Annotated in this window: 11 protein-coding genes; 10 read left to right on the top strand and 1 reads right to left on the bottom strand. The window is 47.7% G+C overall.

The genetic code is table 11. From position 1 onward, the window contains the following. Positions 1-83: 83 nt before the first annotated feature. The 10 genes from recG to BLR32_RS00120 all read left to right on the top strand — a co-directional run bounded on the left by recG (position 84) and on the right by BLR32_RS00120 (position 15,977). Positions 84-2,195 (top strand): ATP-dependent DNA helicase RecG, encoded by a 2,112-nt coding sequence (gene recG / locus BLR32_RS00165; RefSeq protein WP_089828226.1) that lies wholly within the window; start codon positions 84-86, stop codon positions 2,193-2,195. A 226-nt stretch (positions 2,196-2,421) separates the two neighbouring features. After that, entirely contained in the window at positions 2,422-6,120 is a 3,699-nt protein-coding gene (locus BLR32_RS00160) for a DUF7948 domain-containing protein (protein WP_089828225.1), read from the top strand. Between the two features lie 4 nt (positions 6,121-6,124). Next, positions 6,125-7,147: a PorP/SprF family type IX secretion system membrane protein gene (locus BLR32_RS00155; RefSeq protein ID WP_089828224.1), complete on the top strand. Its 1,023-nt coding sequence runs from the start codon at positions 6,125-6,127 to the stop codon at positions 7,145-7,147. Between the two features lie 27 nt (positions 7,148-7,174). Next, on the top strand, positions 7,175-8,581 hold the full coding sequence (locus tag BLR32_RS00150) for an FAD-binding oxidoreductase (RefSeq protein ID WP_089828223.1): 1,407 nt from the start codon (positions 7,175-7,177) through the stop codon (positions 8,579-8,581). 27 nt (positions 8,582-8,608) lie between these two features. Beyond that, entirely contained in the window at positions 8,609-9,193 is a 585-nt protein-coding gene (locus BLR32_RS00145; RefSeq protein ID WP_089828222.1) for a hypothetical protein, read from the top strand. 917 nt (positions 9,194-10,110) lie between these two features. Then, positions 10,111-10,809: an LOG family protein gene (locus tag BLR32_RS00140; protein WP_218124129.1), complete on the top strand. Its 699-nt coding sequence runs from the start codon at positions 10,111-10,113 to the stop codon at positions 10,807-10,809. A gap of 35 nt (positions 10,810-10,844) precedes the next feature. Further along, the gene (locus BLR32_RS00135; protein ID WP_089828221.1) at positions 10,845-11,489 is read left to right on the top strand and encodes an O-methyltransferase; all 645 of its coding nucleotides are present in this window, start codon (positions 10,845-10,847) and stop codon (positions 11,487-11,489) included. Positions 11,490-11,527: 38 nt separating this feature from the next. Continuing rightward, complete coding sequence (locus BLR32_RS00130; RefSeq protein ID WP_089828220.1) at positions 11,528-13,294, top strand: glucosaminidase domain-containing protein; 1,767 nt, start codon at positions 11,528-11,530, stop codon at positions 13,292-13,294. Between the two features lie 19 nt (positions 13,295-13,313). Then, positions 13,314-13,850 (top strand): hypoxanthine phosphoribosyltransferase, encoded by a 537-nt coding sequence (hpt, locus tag BLR32_RS00125; RefSeq protein ID WP_089828219.1) that lies wholly within the window; start codon positions 13,314-13,316, stop codon positions 13,848-13,850. 357 nt (positions 13,851-14,207) lie between these two features. Then, on the top strand, positions 14,208-15,977 hold the full coding sequence (locus BLR32_RS00120) for a vWA domain-containing protein (protein ID WP_089828218.1): 1,770 nt from the start codon (positions 14,208-14,210) through the stop codon (positions 15,975-15,977). Between the two features lie 61 nt (positions 15,978-16,038). On the opposite strand, the gene BLR32_RS00115 is transcribed toward BLR32_RS00120, so the two are convergent. After that, on the bottom strand, positions 16,039-16,986 hold the full coding sequence (locus tag BLR32_RS00115; protein WP_089828217.1) for a class I SAM-dependent methyltransferase: 948 nt from the start codon (positions 16,984-16,986) through the stop codon (positions 16,039-16,041). Positions 16,987-17,067: the final 81 nt, after the last annotated feature.

Below are 17,067 nucleotides of genomic sequence, written 5' to 3'. Positions count from 1 at the left end.
TATTGAGAAAGCCAGACCTTTAAAAAAACAAAATTAGCATATCCACAGGCCGGGGATCTTCATTCGCCTGAGGAATGTAGTCTATGGATTTTAAGAACGCCATATTATCCAATCCGATAGAGTATCTGAAGGGGGTAGGTCCCCAGCGGGGAGAACTACTGCGCAAGGAAATAGGCGTCCACACCTTCAGAGACCTGCTGTATTATTATCCTTTCCGTTATGTGGACCGCACAAAAGTGGAAAAGATCATCAGTCTGCATATGCAGATGGATTACGTACAGATCCGCGGAAAGATCACCCGTATGGAAGTGATAGGAGATAAGCGTGCGAAAAGACTGGTGGCCAATCTGCGGGATGAAACCGGGGAGATCTCCCTGGTTTGGTTCCAGGGCTGGCAATGGATGGAAAAGTCGCTGCAGCAGAATGTGTCGTACCTGGTGTTCGGAAAGATCTCCGTATTCAATGGTTACCTGCAGATGTCCCATCCGGAAATGGACCTGCTGACAGAAGAGATAGCCAGCGGGAAACCATTTCTCGAACCGGTGTATTATACTACCGAAAAACTGAAAGCCCGGGGGCTGACGGCCAAAGCGATCGGCAAGCTCACAAAGGCCTTGCTGGAACAATTATCCCCCGGGGAAATACCGGAAAATATCCCTTCCTCCATCCTGCAGCAATACCGGCTGATGGACAGGGCAAAAGCCTATTTTAAGATTCACCTGCCGGCCGGAGAGGACGATGCCAATCAGGCCCGCCGCAGGCTGAAATTTGAAGAGTTATTCCTGGCCCAGATCAGGATCTGCCGGCTGAAGATCAAAAGGCAGCAGTTGTCGCATGGTTTTGTCTTCAATACTGTAGGCGACGCATTTAATACCTTTTACAATCATCACCTGCCTTTCTCTCTGACAGGAGCACAGAAACGTGTACTGAAAGAGATCCGTCAGGATACCACTACTGGCAGGCAGATGAATCGCCTCATACAGGGAGATGTGGGCAGCGGGAAAACAATGGTAGCCCTGCTAACCATGCTGCTGGCAGTAGATAACGGTTTTCAGGCCTGCCTGATGGCGCCTACCGAGATCCTGTCCCAGCAACACTATAAAAGCATTGCCGGCTTGCTGGAAAATATGCCGGTGAAGGTGGCCCTGCTCACCGGGAATGTGAAAGGGAAAGCCCGTAAACAGATCCTGAAAGAAGTGGAAGAAGGGGAGATCCACCTGCTGATCGGTACCCACGCCCTGCTGGAAAACCAGGTGGTGTTTAAGAATCTCGGAATGGCCATTGTTGACGAACAACACCGTTTTGGGGTGGCACAGCGTGCCCGCCTGTGGGAGAAAAACGTCATACCACCGCATATACTTGTCATGACGGCTACTCCCATTCCCCGTACACTGGCAATGACCGTATACGGCGACCTGGATGTGTCAGTAATTGACGAACTGCCGCCAGGTCGTAAACCCATTACGACGGTACACCGTACGGAGTTCCAGCGGCCCCAGGTCATGGACTTCATCAAAGATGAGATCCGTAAAGGCCGGCAGGCATACATCGTATATCCGTTAATTGAAGATTCAGAAACGCTGGATTATGAGAACCTGATGAAGGGATATGAAGAAGTGAAAGCGTTTTTCCCGGAGCCGCAATACTATATCAGTATGGTGCACGGCCGCCAGCCGGTAGAAATGAAGGATACCAACATGCAGCGTTTTGTAAAAGGCGATACGCAGATCATGGTAGCTACCACCGTGATAGAGGTAGGGGTGAATGTACCCAATGCCTCCGTGATGGTTATTGAAAGCACGGAACGATTTGGCCTTTCCCAGTTGCACCAGCTACGCGGACGCGTAGGAAGAGGAGCAGAACAGTCGTTCTGTATTCTCATGACGGGCAACAAAGTAGGCGCAGATTCAAAAGAACGTATCCAGGTAATGGTACAGACAAATGATGGTTTCGTGATATCTGAAAAAGATATGGAATTGAGAGGACCGGGCGATATTGAAGGTACCCGCCAGAGTGGTTTACTTGACCTGAAACTGGCTGATATTGTGGAAGACAGACCGATACTTGAAGCCGCCCGCGCCAGTGCAGAGAAAATACTGCAGGAAGACCCTGACTTGTCAACGCCTGAGAATCAATCCTTACAGCGGTTTCTGGCCGCACAGCAAGGAAAATCTCAGTGGAGTAAAATTTCCTGAGCCACTTTTACGTTTATTATCTAAATGCGCCCCGGCAAGCTGGTATATTGACTTATTTTAAACTCCGGCCCTTTTCCGCCATCTATATTATAACCGCCGGCGTTTTGGGATGATACTACTAATTGAATTGGCGCTGTTCTTGCGGTAACAAATGTACCGCTGTCTGCGTTATTACGTATTATATAAGTGATAAAGATCTAGGAATAAACATTTTAAATCTACTCCGTTGAATTTTACTTTCCCTATAGGCTGTTTAGCTTTCCTTCTTTCGCTTTTTACAGGCGTAACTGCCAGTGCGCAGGTACAGGTACAGGAAATCTATAACAATACCCCTCTGCAGTTTACTGAGAACAAAGGACAGTGGAACGGCGATTTCCTTTATAAAACTGACATGGGTGGAGGTGCTGCCTTTCTGAAACGCACAGGTTTTACATTCCTCCTGCAGGACATGAAACAACGCCAGGAACTGGCAGAAAGAATACATGGCCATGTACATGGTGGTACAGACTCCGTTATATGGGTGCCTGATCCCAGCTATGCTGCCAACGCAAAAGCCGGTGCTGCAAATGCAGTTGCCGGAAAGGTGGATGGTGATGCCAGCGGCCCGCTGCCCATCCCCGCGGTAAAAGGACATGCATATGAAGTGACTTTTCTGAATGCAGGAAATCCGGAAATTGTTCCTGAAAAAGCGTCTGAGAGTTATGCCAACTACTTCATCGGTAATGACCCGAAGAAATGGGCATCCGGTGTGAAATCTTATCAGCTGGTTAATTACAAGGCACTATACAATGGCATCGACATGCAGGTGTATTCAGAAGCAGGTGTGCTGAAGTATGATCTTATCGTACAACCAGGCGCTGATCCTTCCCAGGTACAACTGCAATATACCGGCGTGGACAAACTGGAGATCAAAAAAGAACAACTGCTCATCACCACTTCAGTGGGTACTGTTACAGAGCAGATGCCTTTTGCCTATCAGTACATTGACAATCAGCGTGTATCCGTAAAAGTGTCTTATGTGCTAAATGGATTAAAGTTGAAGTTTAAGATATCCGGTAAGTACGACAACAACTATCCGCTGATCATCGATCCTTCTTATATCTTTTCTACAGTATCTGGTTCCCAGGCAGATAACTGGGGTTTCACCGCTACCTACGATAATGCAGGCGCCTTTTATGGCGGTGGTATCGTATTTAATGTAGGATATCCTGTTACACCAGGCGTAGTGCAAAATACTTATGCTGAAGGTGGTTTTGATATTGGTATCAGTAAGTTTTCTCCGAATGGCCGTAACCTGGTCTATGCTACCTACCTGGGTGGCGGTGGCAAGGAACAACCACATAGTCTCTTTGTAGATCCTGCCGGTAACCTGGTGATCTCAGGAAGAACTACTTCCGGCAACTTCCCCGGTGCCGCTTCCAACAACGGTCAGCCGGTAGTGGTGGGTAACCGTGGTGGATGGGATATTGCGGTCACCAAACTCAATGCTACAGGTTCTGCTATCATAGGAACTCTCATTGTGGCCAGTCCTGGCGATGACGGTGTTAATATCCGTGAAGACAGAACACTGGGCGCTTCCGTGCTGCTGCGTAACTACGGCGATGATGCCCGCAGTGAAGTAGTGATAGATAATACCGGCAACATCTACGTAGCCAGCTGTACCCGTTCAGATAAGTTTCCTGTAACATCCGGCGCATTTCAGACAGGCTTCGGAGGCGCGCAGGATGGTGTGGTACTGAAAATAGATCAGAACTGTTCCAGCCTGTTGTGGGCCAGCTTTATTGGTGGCAGCAAGGAAGATGCAGCGTATGTGCTGGCATTGAACGGCGGTACATTATATGTTGCCGGCGGTACCGCCAGTAACAACTTCCCCATCAGGGGAAACCCTATCTATGGCGCTTACAGAGGGGGGATATGCGATGGTTTCATTGCGCATATCAGTGCAGATGGTACATCCATCTTACAGAGTACTTATATGGGTGCCAACACAGTGGCAGCCGACCAGGTATACGGTATCCAGCTGGACTCCAAAGGGTTTGTATACATCATGGGTACTACCGAAGGAACCTGGCCTACGCAGCAGGCGCCTAATACGGGCTCTTTCTACAATGACAACTCAAAACAATTTATCTCTAAACTGCAGCCGGATCTGTCTGCATTTGTATACTCCACCACATTTGGTAAAGGTGCTTCCACGCCGAGTATATCACCGGTGGCTTTCCTCGTAGACCGTTGCGAAAACGTGTACGTATCCGGATGGGGCGGCGGTATTGACGTTGAACTGCATTATCCCAATTCCAATACATCAGGTTTACCGCTGAAGAATCCTTTACAGCGTACGATGGATAGTCAGGATTTCTATTTCTTTGTATTACAGCGCGATGCTACAGACATACTATATGGGAGTTACTTTGGCGGCAATGGTACTTATGAACACGTGGATGGTGGTACCAGCCGTTTCGATCGTAATGGTGTGATCTACCAGGGTATCTGTGCCTGGTGTCCAACCAGCAGAAATCCGGATGTCAGGCCGCGTTATCCGACTACGCCAGGCGCATATGCAACAACTGCTCCTCCTAACTGTAACCTGGGTGCATTGAAGATCGCCTTCAACCTGGATGGTGTAAAGGCAGGTATCAAAACGCTGGAAAGAAGAACGAATTACTGTGTACCGGCCACGATTACTTTTGTCGATACCACACGTATACCGGCACAGACCTGGACATGGAACTTTGGAGATGGTTCTGCACCTGTAACCGGTAAAGACACCATTCAGCATACTTACAATAATCCCGGCAACTACAGGGTGACCCTCGTCAAATGTGATCCCGCCAGCTGTAATGGTTGTGACACTGCTATACTGGACCTGCGTATCCGTACCGACAGGGCTGACTTTGATATGACAGCACAGCGTCTACCACCATGTGAAGATTTGAATTACCAGTTTAATTTCACAGCGCCGACACCGCCGAGACCTTTTACTGATACTTCTTTTGAATTGAATTTCGGTGACAATACCGCTCCTGTAATCGTAGGGCCGAATGATTTCCCATACACACACCGCTATGCAGCAGAAGGTGTATATAACGCAACATTGACATTGATTGACACGAATTATTGTAATGCACCGCATACAGACACTGTACCATTGCGTGTAGCGCAGAATGTAAGGGCTTCCTTCACAGCGCCCGACAGCACCTGTGTGCCTGCTACTATTGAGTTTGTGAATACAACCATGGGCGGTGAATCATTTACGTGGGACTTTGGCGATGGTACTACTTCTACTGAAGTAAATCCCGTTCACGTATATCCGAATGCGGGCAGTTTTCCGGTATCATTGCATGTGGTGGATAATAACACCTGTAACAAAACAGATGATACCACCATGACGATCAACGTGTTCCCGCCGCCAACAGCCGACTTTACTTTTACACCGACTAAACCGGTGGAAAATACGCCTATCACTTTTACTAACCAATCCTCTCCGGATGCAGTAACTTTCCTGTGGGAATTTGGAGACGGCGATGCTTCTTCGCAACCTAACCCGTCGCACCAGTACAATAAGACAGGCGTATTCGATGTATACCTAATATCCACAAACAGCGCGGGTTGTACGGATACAGCCCACAAGCAGGTGAGTGCTATCGTAATACCGCTGTTTGATATCCCATCCGCGTTCTCTCCGAACAGAGATGGAGTAAATGATGTATTCCTGGTAAAAGGGTTTGGTATTGACAAGTTTAATATGAAGATCTATAATCGCTGGGGCCAGATGGTGTTTGAATCGAATAGTCCGACAATAGGATGGGATGGAGGTTTTAAAGGTGCATTACAACCAATGGACGCCTATGCATATGTGATCAACGTACAATTTAGTGACGGTACCACTGCTACCAGGAATGGAAGCGTAACCTTGTTAAGATGATGATATGAAGCAGATTTTTAAACACATCGCAGGTTGTATAATGTTGTTAACCGCAGCATTCGAGGGAAATGCACAGGATATGCATTTCTCGCAATACTTCAATTCACCGCTCCTTACAAATCCTGCTAATACAGGCTTCATTCCGGATGGTAATTACCGTATCGGCATCAATTACCGTAATCAGTGGGCCAGCATTCCCGTTCCCTATAAGACCATGTCAGCCTTTGGAGATTTTCAGTTATTCCGCGACAGGCTTGAATATGGTTGGTTAGGTGTAGGCGGTGTAGTATTAAGGGATGTGGCAGGCAGTGGTAACCTGACCTCCACCAAAGTATACGGGTCTATCGCCTATCACCAGCTGCTGGGACAGAGCAGCCTCTTGTCGCTCGGCTTCAATGTAGGATCTGCCAGTAAAAGGGTAGATGTAACGAAACTGACTTTCGGCGACCAGTGGAATGGAAAGTTCTTTGACGCACAGGTGCCCACAGCAGAGCCTTTCAGCCAGACGAAGATCTCTTACTTTGATATGCAGGTGGGAATGAACTATGCTTATTTCCCGACAGACAATGTTTATATCAATGTTGGCGTATCAGCACAACATATCAATACACCGAGGGAAACATTTTTCGAGGGAGATAATGTGATCGCACGCCGGTACATCGCTTTCCTGAACAGTAGTGTGAAGCTGAGTGATAAAGTGATCGTGAATCCCTCTGCCTACTATGCAAGGCAGGCCGGAGCAACAGAAACAGTGTTTGGTGGTAACCTTGCTTATAACCTTTCCGGCGACGGAGGCACGCAATTGTATGGCGGCGCTTATTACCGTCTGAATGATGCGGCGGTATTCCTGGTGGGATATCAGCTGAACAGGGTAAAGATTATGTTCAGTTACGACGTAACCACATCATCACTGGCCCAGTTCAATAATCGTCGTGGTGCTTATGAGATTGGTATTGTTTATACCGGATTGTATCCCAACCGTAGTTTTTCTGGCGCCAAGAGGTCAGTTATCTGTCCTTCTTTTTAACAGGATGCTTTTTCCTATTTTTGTTGCATGATCGATTTCGCGAAAGTAAATACCCGCCATCTCGAAGCTTTTCGTGAGATAGTAGGGGCAGCGTATGTGATAGTTGATTCAGAAAGCCTGGACAACTATGCACATGATGAAACAGAAGATTTGCACTATCTCCCTGAGGTGGTGTTGAAACCGGATACTACAGAACAACTGAGCCGCATCATGCGTCTGTGCCAGCAGGAAGGCCTGCCTGTCACTCCCCGTGGCGGTGGTACAGGACTGAGCGGCGGCGCATTGCCACAATGGGGTGGTGTGCTGATCTCCATGGAACGGTTTAACCGGATCCTGGACCTGGACGAAAGAAACCTGCAGGTGACTACAGAACCCGGTGTGATCACTGAAGTATTGCAGGATGCCGTAAAAGAAAAAGGTTTATTCTATCCCCCCGACCCCAGCAGCAGAGGCTCCTGCTTTATCGGGGGAAATATTGCAGAGAACTCCGGAGGGCCTAAAGCTGTTAAATATGGAGTGGTGAAAGACTACGTGCTGAACCTGGAAATGGTGCTTCCCTCGGGGGATGTGATCTGGACAGGGGCTAATGTGCTGAAAAACGCCACCGGCTACAACCTGACACAGTTGGTAGTGGGTAGTGAGGGCACACTGGGTATTGTTACCAAAATTGTACTCCGCCTGATCCCCTTACCTAAATTCAACCTGCTGATGCTGGTGCCTTTCCGGTCGGCTGAAAATGCCTGTGCAGCGGTAAGCGCTATCTTCCGTGCGGGGTTCACACCTTCCGCCATGGAATTTATGGAAAGGGATGCACTGGATTGGGTGAGTAAGTATGTAGACAGCAGCACTGTCAAAATAGAAGATGATGTGCAAGCCCACCTGCTGATAGAAGTAGACGGAAATTATCAGGAGGTGCTGATGCAGGAAATGGAGGGAATTGCCGGAGTAGTAACTGAATTCGACTGTGGAGAGATCCTCTTTGCAGAAGATCATCAGCAGAAAGAAGAACTCTGGAAATTACGCCGCCGGGTGGCAGAAGCCGTAAAAGCCAATTCTGTTTACAAAGAGGAAGATACAGTGGTACCAAGGGCAGAACTGCCGGTATTGCTGAAAGGTGTAAAAGAGATAGGAAGTAAATATGGTTTCCATTCCGTGTGTTACGGACATGCCGGCGATGGCAACCTGCATGTGAATATCATCCGGGGAGAGTTGACCGAAGAGCAGTGGAACGGAACACTGAAAGAAGGTATCCGCGAGATCTTCCTGCTGGTAAAACAGCTCGGAGGTACCATCAGCGGAGAACATGGCATAGGCCTGGTACAGAAAAGTTATATGGATGTGATATTTGACAACACTTCTATGCAGCTGATGCGGCAGATCAAGCAGGTGTTCGATCCATCCAATATACTGAACAGGGGGAAGATTTTTGATTGATGATAAACCATTTAAAAGGACAGTAATATGAAACGTTTATTGTTGTGTTTTTTACTGCTGACAGCTGTACAACTGGTACATGCACAGTATTACAAAACAGATACAACTAGCCACAAGAAAAAATTTGATGGTTCCCGCCTCATTATTGGAGGTTCCCTGGGCCTCGCATTTGGAGATTATACCAATATCAACATATCCCCGCTGGTAGGTTACCGTATTTCCCAGTTATTTGCAGCCGGTCTGGCTATTAATGCCCAATACGGATCCGAGCGTTTCCGTGACTACTATGGCAATACCGGCCAGCGCAACCAGTATAGTATCTTTGGTGGCGGTGTATGGGGCCGTGTATATCCGCTGGATTTCCTCTTTATTCATATCCAGCCGGAATACAACTACGTCAATCTGAAAAGCACCTACTACGATACTGATCCAAAAACGGTTGTCAAGGAGAACTATGGCGTAGCCAGCCTGCTGATGGGGGGTGGTTATACACAGCCTGTCGGTGAGCGTGCTGCCTTTAGCATTATGGCTTTATATGATGTATTGCAGGATAGCAGATCGCCTTACCAGAATGGTCTGATACTGCGTGTGGGCGCCAGCCTTGGATTTTAGGAAAAAACTACTTGATAAAGGGATCGGGTATTTAATGCCCGATCCCTTTTTTTTTACCGCAAGTAGCGTGCGGTTAAAGTATGGGCCTGCGGTCGGCGCCTCTCTGGGGATCTGATCGCTGTTAGGATTTTATCAAGCGTATGGGCTTTGGAATATCTATTGGGCAGTATCAATCGTATGCCCAAAGAGCCGAAGGCCCGCTGGCTCCATCTTTAACCGTCTGCTACTTAGCTGTCTCCTATGGGTGGCAGGACACTATCAGGATATGGGATACAGGATAGATACAGGATAGATACAGGATGCAGGATATAGGATACAGGATATAGGATGCAGGATATAGGATGTGGGATGGCGTATTGCGACAAGCTTCCCTGATGTCTGCGTATTTATACAGTGTGTTTTTCCGTGTAACCCGACTGCATTAATTGTTAGTTGCCAATTGTTTTTATCATGTTAGGAATTAACAAAGATTATCTGTATTTTAAGTAAAAATTGACCACCCTCAAGGTCAAAAGTGAAAACTAAACCACGTTATATGAAAACACTGTACTGTTCACATGCCTGTACATACAGGCTGCAATTATTACAACACTACTAACCTGGAAGAAAAAAGCATTGAACGTTATACGTTATGGCCAGCTATGGATAAAAATTATGTGGTATGTCAAACAACGGCAACTACATGTTCATAACGTGTTAAATGTTAAGCGGGTTTCTTTCAAGTTACCTGCTTCTTTTTAAAAACGCTCGTATTATCAGCTTCAGCAATGTTTCTGCAGTTGCCGCCCTCCGCATACGCTCAATCCATATGAGGGGGAACTGATCTGCCCTTTAAAATGTCCTGCATTATATTCGCTGTCGTATTCACGGCACTTTTTCAGTATTTTAGCCAATTATAGAACAAACAACTCTCAGTAATGAACGATCGTTTAATGCATTTGAAGGAGAGAGACTGGACAGAAACAAAAGCCCATTCCAGCTGGCAGATTTTCAAGATCATGGCCGAGTTCGTGGATGGCTTTGAATCTCTCGCAAAAATGGGCCCCTGTATCTCTATATTCGGTTCTGCACGCACCAAACCCGGAAGCAGGTATTATGAATTAGCACACGATATTGCAAAACGCCTGGCCGATGAAGGCTTCGGCATCATCACCGGAGGCGGTCCGGGGGTAATGGAAGCAGCCAACAGAGGCGCGCAGGAAGTGAAAGGGAAATCAGTAGGTGTGAACATCTCTCTGCCACATGAGCAGAACCCTAATCCATATATCGACCATGACAAGAACATGCACTTCGACTACTTCTTTGTGCGTAAAGTAATGTTCACTAAGTATTCCCAGGGCTTTGTCATGATGCCCGGAGGCTTCGGTACCATGGACGAATTCTTTGAAGTAGCCACCCTTATCCAGACCAAGAAAATGACGGAAACCCCGATGGTACTGGTAGGCAGGGAATACTGGAGCGGGCTGCTGGAGTGGATCAGCAGCACCATGATGGAAAAGGAAAGCAATATTTCTCCGGAAGACCTGGGCCTGTTAAAGCTGTTTGATACAGCCGATGAAGTGGTGGAATACTTCAGGGTATTCTACACAACGAATAAGTTGCGTCCCAACTTCTAGGATTTATTGCCATATTTTTGCAAAAATTGTACAACATGGATATAATTCCTGCTGCTGTAGAAGCGTTTGCAGAAAAGTATACTAGTCCTGAAACAGATGTGTTGAAGCGGTTACACCGGGAAACATATCTGAAGGTCGAGCAGCCGCATATGCTAAGCGGCCAGTTGCAGGGACAGTTCCTGAGCCTGGTGAGCTATATGCTACAACCAACTAAGGTGCTGGAGATCGGGACGTATACCGGCTATTCGGCTATCTGCCTGGCACAGGGATTAAAGGAAGGAGGTGTATTACACACCATCGACATCAATGAGGAAAGAGAAGAGATGTGCCAGCGTTATTTCGCAGAAGCAGGACTATCCGGAAAGATAAAAATGCATATTGGTAAGGCAGCAGATATTATAACACAGCTGGATGAAGTATTTGACCTGGTATTTATCGATGCAGATAAAACAGGCTATGAGCACTACTACGATCTGGTCTGGGAGAAGATACGCCCGGGAGGATATATACTGGCGGACAATGTACTCTTTCATGGAGAGACGCTATTAGAACCATCAAGACAAAGTAACAATGCCAAAGCAATGATCAGCTTCTGCGAAAAGGTAGCAGCTGACGGAAGAGCGGAACAGTTATTGCTGACGCTCAGGGACGGCCTGATGATCATCAGAAAGATCAGCTGATCCGCTTACGAGAACCATACCCATTAAATTCACCGTACATGCAACTAAGGAGATATGTTTTAGTGTGTAGCTTTCTGTTTGGCTGCATGCCCATGCTGAAGGCACAGCAAGTGCTGATTACCCAGCAGTATATTGCAAAGTACAAGGATATCGCCATTGCTGAAATGCAGCGTAGTGGCGTACCAGCTTCCATCAAGCTGGCGCAGGGTATCCTGGAAACGCAGTCGGGTGGCAGCTGGCTGGTGCAAAACTCCAACAACCATTTCGGCATAAAATGTAAGAACAACTGGACCGGCGAAAGTGTCAGGTATGACGATGACGCCCGCCAGGAATGTTTCCGCAAATATCCTTCCGCAGCCGATTCCTACAGGGATCATTCAGACTTTCTGCGGAATAATCCCCGCTATGCTTTCCTCTTCCAGCTACAGGAAGAAGACTATAAATCATGGGCCTATGGCCTGAAACAGGCCGGGTATGCTACCAGCAATACCTATCCGCAACAGTTGATCAAGCTCATTGAAGATTACAACCTGCAGCAGTATACGCTGGAAGGAGAGGGCGTGGCCAAAGCAGGAACAGGCAATGCTAAGACAGGTGATGAAGTGGCGGCATCCAAACCATCCAAAGCACCTGTTGGTGGCAGTAAATCATCCGGTATTAGCAAAGCCAATGCACCTAAAGGCGTATTCCAGATCAATGACCGTAAGGTAATACTGGTACCTGCCGGCACCTCACTGATACAGATAGCCGATCAGCGGGATATCAAACTACGAAACCTCGTTCACTACAATGACCTGCCGAATGATGATCCTTTACCAGAAGCAACCTTTATCTTCCTGCAGAAGAAAGGCAAGTCAGGAAAGAACGACTACCACACAGTAGCTGCTGGTGAAACCATGTATGACATTGCACAATCGGAAGGTATCCAGCTTCGCTGGTTACGCCGCCGTAATAAAATGAAAGAAGGCCAGGAACCTGAAGTAGGAGAGCGGCTGGCACTGGCCGGTTATGCGAACAAAACACCTCGTCTGGCAAAAAATCCGCCGGCAGAAGATCCTACAGAAGGTGATCTTCATCCGGGGCAGATCGTGGAAGACGTCAGAGAAGAAATGGAAAGGCAACAGGAAATAGCGCAGCAGAACGCGGCACAGCAACAGCAGAACAATACGCCTGCCCAGCAGAGTAATCTGCCTCCAGGTATGATGGATGATCTGAAGAAGCTGGGAGAAGTGAAGACTACAGGCGGTGGCGCAGCACAGAATACACCTGCAGCTTCGAAGCCTGCTGCCACACAGCCCGCATCTTCTTCCAAACCACCAGCTACTACACCAGGTACACAACCTGCAGCACCGGCACAATCAGCGCCAGCGTCTTCGCAGCCTGTATATTCTTCCAGACCGCCGGCTACTACGCAGCCATCAGGTACACAACCTGCAGCACCGGCACAACCAGCGCCAGCGTCTTCGCAGCCTGTGTCTTCTTCCAAACCTGCACCAGCTACCACGCAGCCATCAGGTACACAACCTGCAACACCGGCGCAACCAACGCCTGCATCAGAGGAACCTGCTGAACCGGTAGTAACAACATCTCCTGCGCAACCTGCAGAGGCACCGTCTCAACCAGCAGCCGGGAAAGGCGGACCTATAAGAGAAGGCAATTCATTATATCACGAAGTACAGACGAAAGAAACGCTGTATGGTATTGCGAAACGCTACAACGTAACAGTAGAACAGCTGCAGCAATGGAATCATCTGGAAAATTTTGATATCAAAATAGGACAACGGCTTTTGGTCGGTAAAATCTAATCACATAAATCGGAATCACATGTCTGTCATACAGGTACACGATAAAAAGTTTGAGCCATACATCAATGCTGACAAGCTACAGGAGCGCATAAAAGAATTGGCTGCAGCGCTCAATAATGATCTGAAAGGAGAAAAGCCTTTGTTCATCGCCATCCTGAATGGCTCCTTTATGTTTGCCGCAGATATTTTCAAATACCTTACCATTGAGGCAGAAATATCTTTCATTAAACTGGCCTCTTACAAAGGGATGAAATCCACCGGTAACGTAGTGCAGGCAATTGGTCTGGATGAAGACCTGTACGGCCGTACCGTGGTTATCCTGGAAGACATCGTGGATACCGGTAAAACCCTCAGCCAGTTCCTGCCACAGTTGGAGCATCAGCAGCCTAAAAAACTGATGATCGCTGCGCTGCTCACTAAACCGGAAGCAATGCAGTATCCTATTAAGATTGATTACCTGGGTTTCTCAGTGCCTAATAAATTCCTGCTGGGTTATGGATTGGATTATGATGGATTGGGACGAAACCTGCCGGAGATCTATAAACTGTTGGAATAATTTAGATGTAATTATACGGACCGGGGTTCACGTGGTTGCGTGAACCCCGGGGGATATTGCCCCATATAATCATACGCGATTTAATGGGGCATTATTTATGACCCGGGGTTATCACCCCGCGCTACAAACACGCCGCTCCTGGCGGAGCGGATTCCCCCGGAAGGCTCCAATCTCTGTTTCCAACAAACGTCAATAGGTTCCTTTAGGAGCCTTGTGTTTGTAGCCCGGGGTGACAAACCCCGGGGAAATGGATGATTCTCACCCCCAGTCCCCACGCCCCAATCCCCAATCATATTCACAATTCCTATCTTCCTTTTTCCGTTTTTATTATATTTATGTATAACTGATGCAAAACTGATGCAAAGGCTCCTTATGCTGCTTGCCAGCTTAATTATCCTTGTACCTGGGAGAGCTCAGAAGATATGGATTTCAGGGGCAGTCGAAGACAGCATCTCTCACAGTCCGCTGCAGGGAGTGATCGTCACAGTAAACAATGATACCGCCAGGGTTATTACGAACCAGTACGGACTTTTTCGCATTGCGGTGCCCTCTCAGGACGCGACACTTTTATTTGAACATCACAAATACTTCCCGAAACGTTTGTCTGCGGGAGCCTATAGCCGTATGCTTGTTCAGCTGAACAGCAGGGAAGAGATCCAGGATGATGTGGCAAAAAAGGCCAAAGCCATCGCCCGGGAACGTTCTTCCAATGGTTCCAATCCCAATTACGGCAATTCTGCTATGGGTACCCGCGCCTTCTTTGATGAGACCTATGGGACGCTCTACGAGAATAAGTTTATCGAAACGGATATAAAGAACGCTTCTATGTTCGCCGTAGATGTAGACAGAGCGGCCTACAGCAACATCCGGCGTTTCGTAAAGCTAAAAGAAAAGATCCCCGTCAATGCAGTACGCATAGAGGAGATGATGAACTACTTCCATTATCATTATCCATTACCACCTCCCGGACAGACATTGGCGATTTACAGCAGTTATGCCACCTGCCCCTGGGCGACTGACCACCGCTTATTACAGATCGCCGTCCGGGGTAAAGCCGTCAACCTGGATAGCCTGCCTCCCAGTAACCTCGTTTTCCTGATAGATGTATCCGGGTCTATGTCTCTGCCCAATAAGCTACCCTTGTTACAGGCCGCCTTCCGTATCCTGGTCAATAACCTGCGTAGTAATGACCATGTAGCCATCGTTGCTTATGCCGGTGCGCCGGGTATTATCCTGCCCAGTACTCCCGGCGATCAGAAAGCGAAGATCCTGAATGCAATAGACAACCTCAGTGCCGGAGGGGCAACAGCCGGGGAAGCGGCCATTAAGCTGGCTTATAAAATAGCAGAAGAGAATTTCATCAAAGACGGGAATAACCGGGTCATCATGGCCACCGACGGCGATTTTAACGTCGGCCAGACCAGCGATTACGACATGGAGCAGCTGATACTCGGTAAAAAGGAGACCGGCGTATTGCTTACCTGCCTGGGTTTTGGGATGAAAAACTACAAGGATTCCAAATTAGAGACTTTGTCCAGTAAAGGGAATGGCAATTTTGCCTATATCGATAACCTGGAAGAAGCCAATAAAATCTTCGCAAAAGAGTTTGGGAGCACCCTGTTTACCGTGGCAAAAGACGTGCAGGCTGATGTGCTCTTTAACCCGCGCACAGTGAAGTCTTACAGGTTGATAGGCTATGAAAACAAAGTGATAAATGATGAAGATTCGGCAACCGATAAGATCTCCGGTGGGATCATCGGGTCAGGGCATTGTGCCGTAGCCATGTATGAGATCGTTCCACAAAATGGAAACAGGGAAGCGGATAGTTCCCTGGCTACTATTCAGTTGGGGTACCGGGAAGCGATTGACACCACCATGAGATTCCTGCATTATAAAGTGCCGGGTGAACTGACTGAGTTCAGGGCAGCCTCCGGCGACTTCCGATTTGCCAGTGCAGTGGCCCTGATGGGGATGTTGCTAAGAAAATCCGCCTATAAAGGAGATGGTTCCTGCAATATGGTGCTGGACATCGCAAAGCGGTCGCTGGACGATGATCCCGGCGGCTACCGCAAGGAATTTATCGTCTTACTGAGAGAACTGAAGAAATCGAAGAAAATAGAAGATTAAACCTTAAAGTCCTTACCCCTCCTTATCGCTATTTACCGCCATTTACCGCTATTACCGCCATTTATCGCGTGATCTTATAACACTTCCTGATCAGCTTCTGCTGAAAGTCAAACGGCATGGTCTGCGCCGTAATATCCTTTATTTCGGAGGCTAGTATACGGTCGCTCTCCAGCACAAAACGACGGTAATTGTTACTGAAGTAGATCACACCACCCGGTTTGATGGCCCTTAACACTTTATTAAGGATGGAGACATGGTCGCGCTGAATGTCCAGGAAATCCTTCATCCGTTTACTGTTCGAAAAGGTGGGCGGATCGAGTACTACCAGGTCAAATTCGCCTTCAGCAAGGGTATCCAGGTATTGTAATACATCGGCGTGTACAAAGCGATGTTTGGCCACATCAAAACCGTTTAGCCGCATATTTTCTTCTGCCCATGCCAGATAGGTCTTGGAAAGATCCACAGAAGTAACCTGGATGGCGCCGCCAGCCGCAGCATATACGGAGAAGGAACCGGTATAACAGAAGAGGTTCAGTACTTTTTTGCCGGCAGATAACTCTCTGACCATGCCCCTGGTAATACGGTGATCGAGGAATAGGCCGGTATCCAGGTAGTCAGACAGGTTTACTTTAAAGGAAAGGCCTGCTTCGTGTACGGTCATTTCATGGCTTTCAAAAGACAGCTTCTCATACTGATCCTGCCTGCTGGCCTTACGCTGGCGTTGTTTTACGAAGATCTTTTCCAGGGGTACTTCCAGCACTTTGGAGATCACTTCCAGGCAGCTATCCAGCCAGTTTTCATGTTCTTCTTCCTCCATACCGTGCTGGCGCTGGTATTCCGCCACATAAATGTGGTCTTCATACAATTCTATACTGAAGGGAAACTCCGGAATATCATCATCATACACCCTATAGCAGGTAATATTTTGCCGGCGCGCAGTCTTGCGCAGGTGTTTGAACACCTTTACCAGGCGGTTTTCCAGCATCTGAAGTTTGGATGGATCGAACATTAGCCTGTAAAAGTAAAAAATATAAAAGTAAGAAAGACAAAGTAAGAAGGACAAGACCGGTGCTGTCCAATCCATATTCAA

This window comes from Chitinophaga filiformis (genome assembly GCF_900102545.1).
In the GTDB taxonomy this organism is placed as follows: Bacteria; Bacteroidota; Bacteroidia; order Chitinophagales; family Chitinophagaceae; genus Chitinophaga; species Chitinophaga filiformis.
This window is presented reverse-complemented; position numbering and strand designations above follow the sequence as displayed.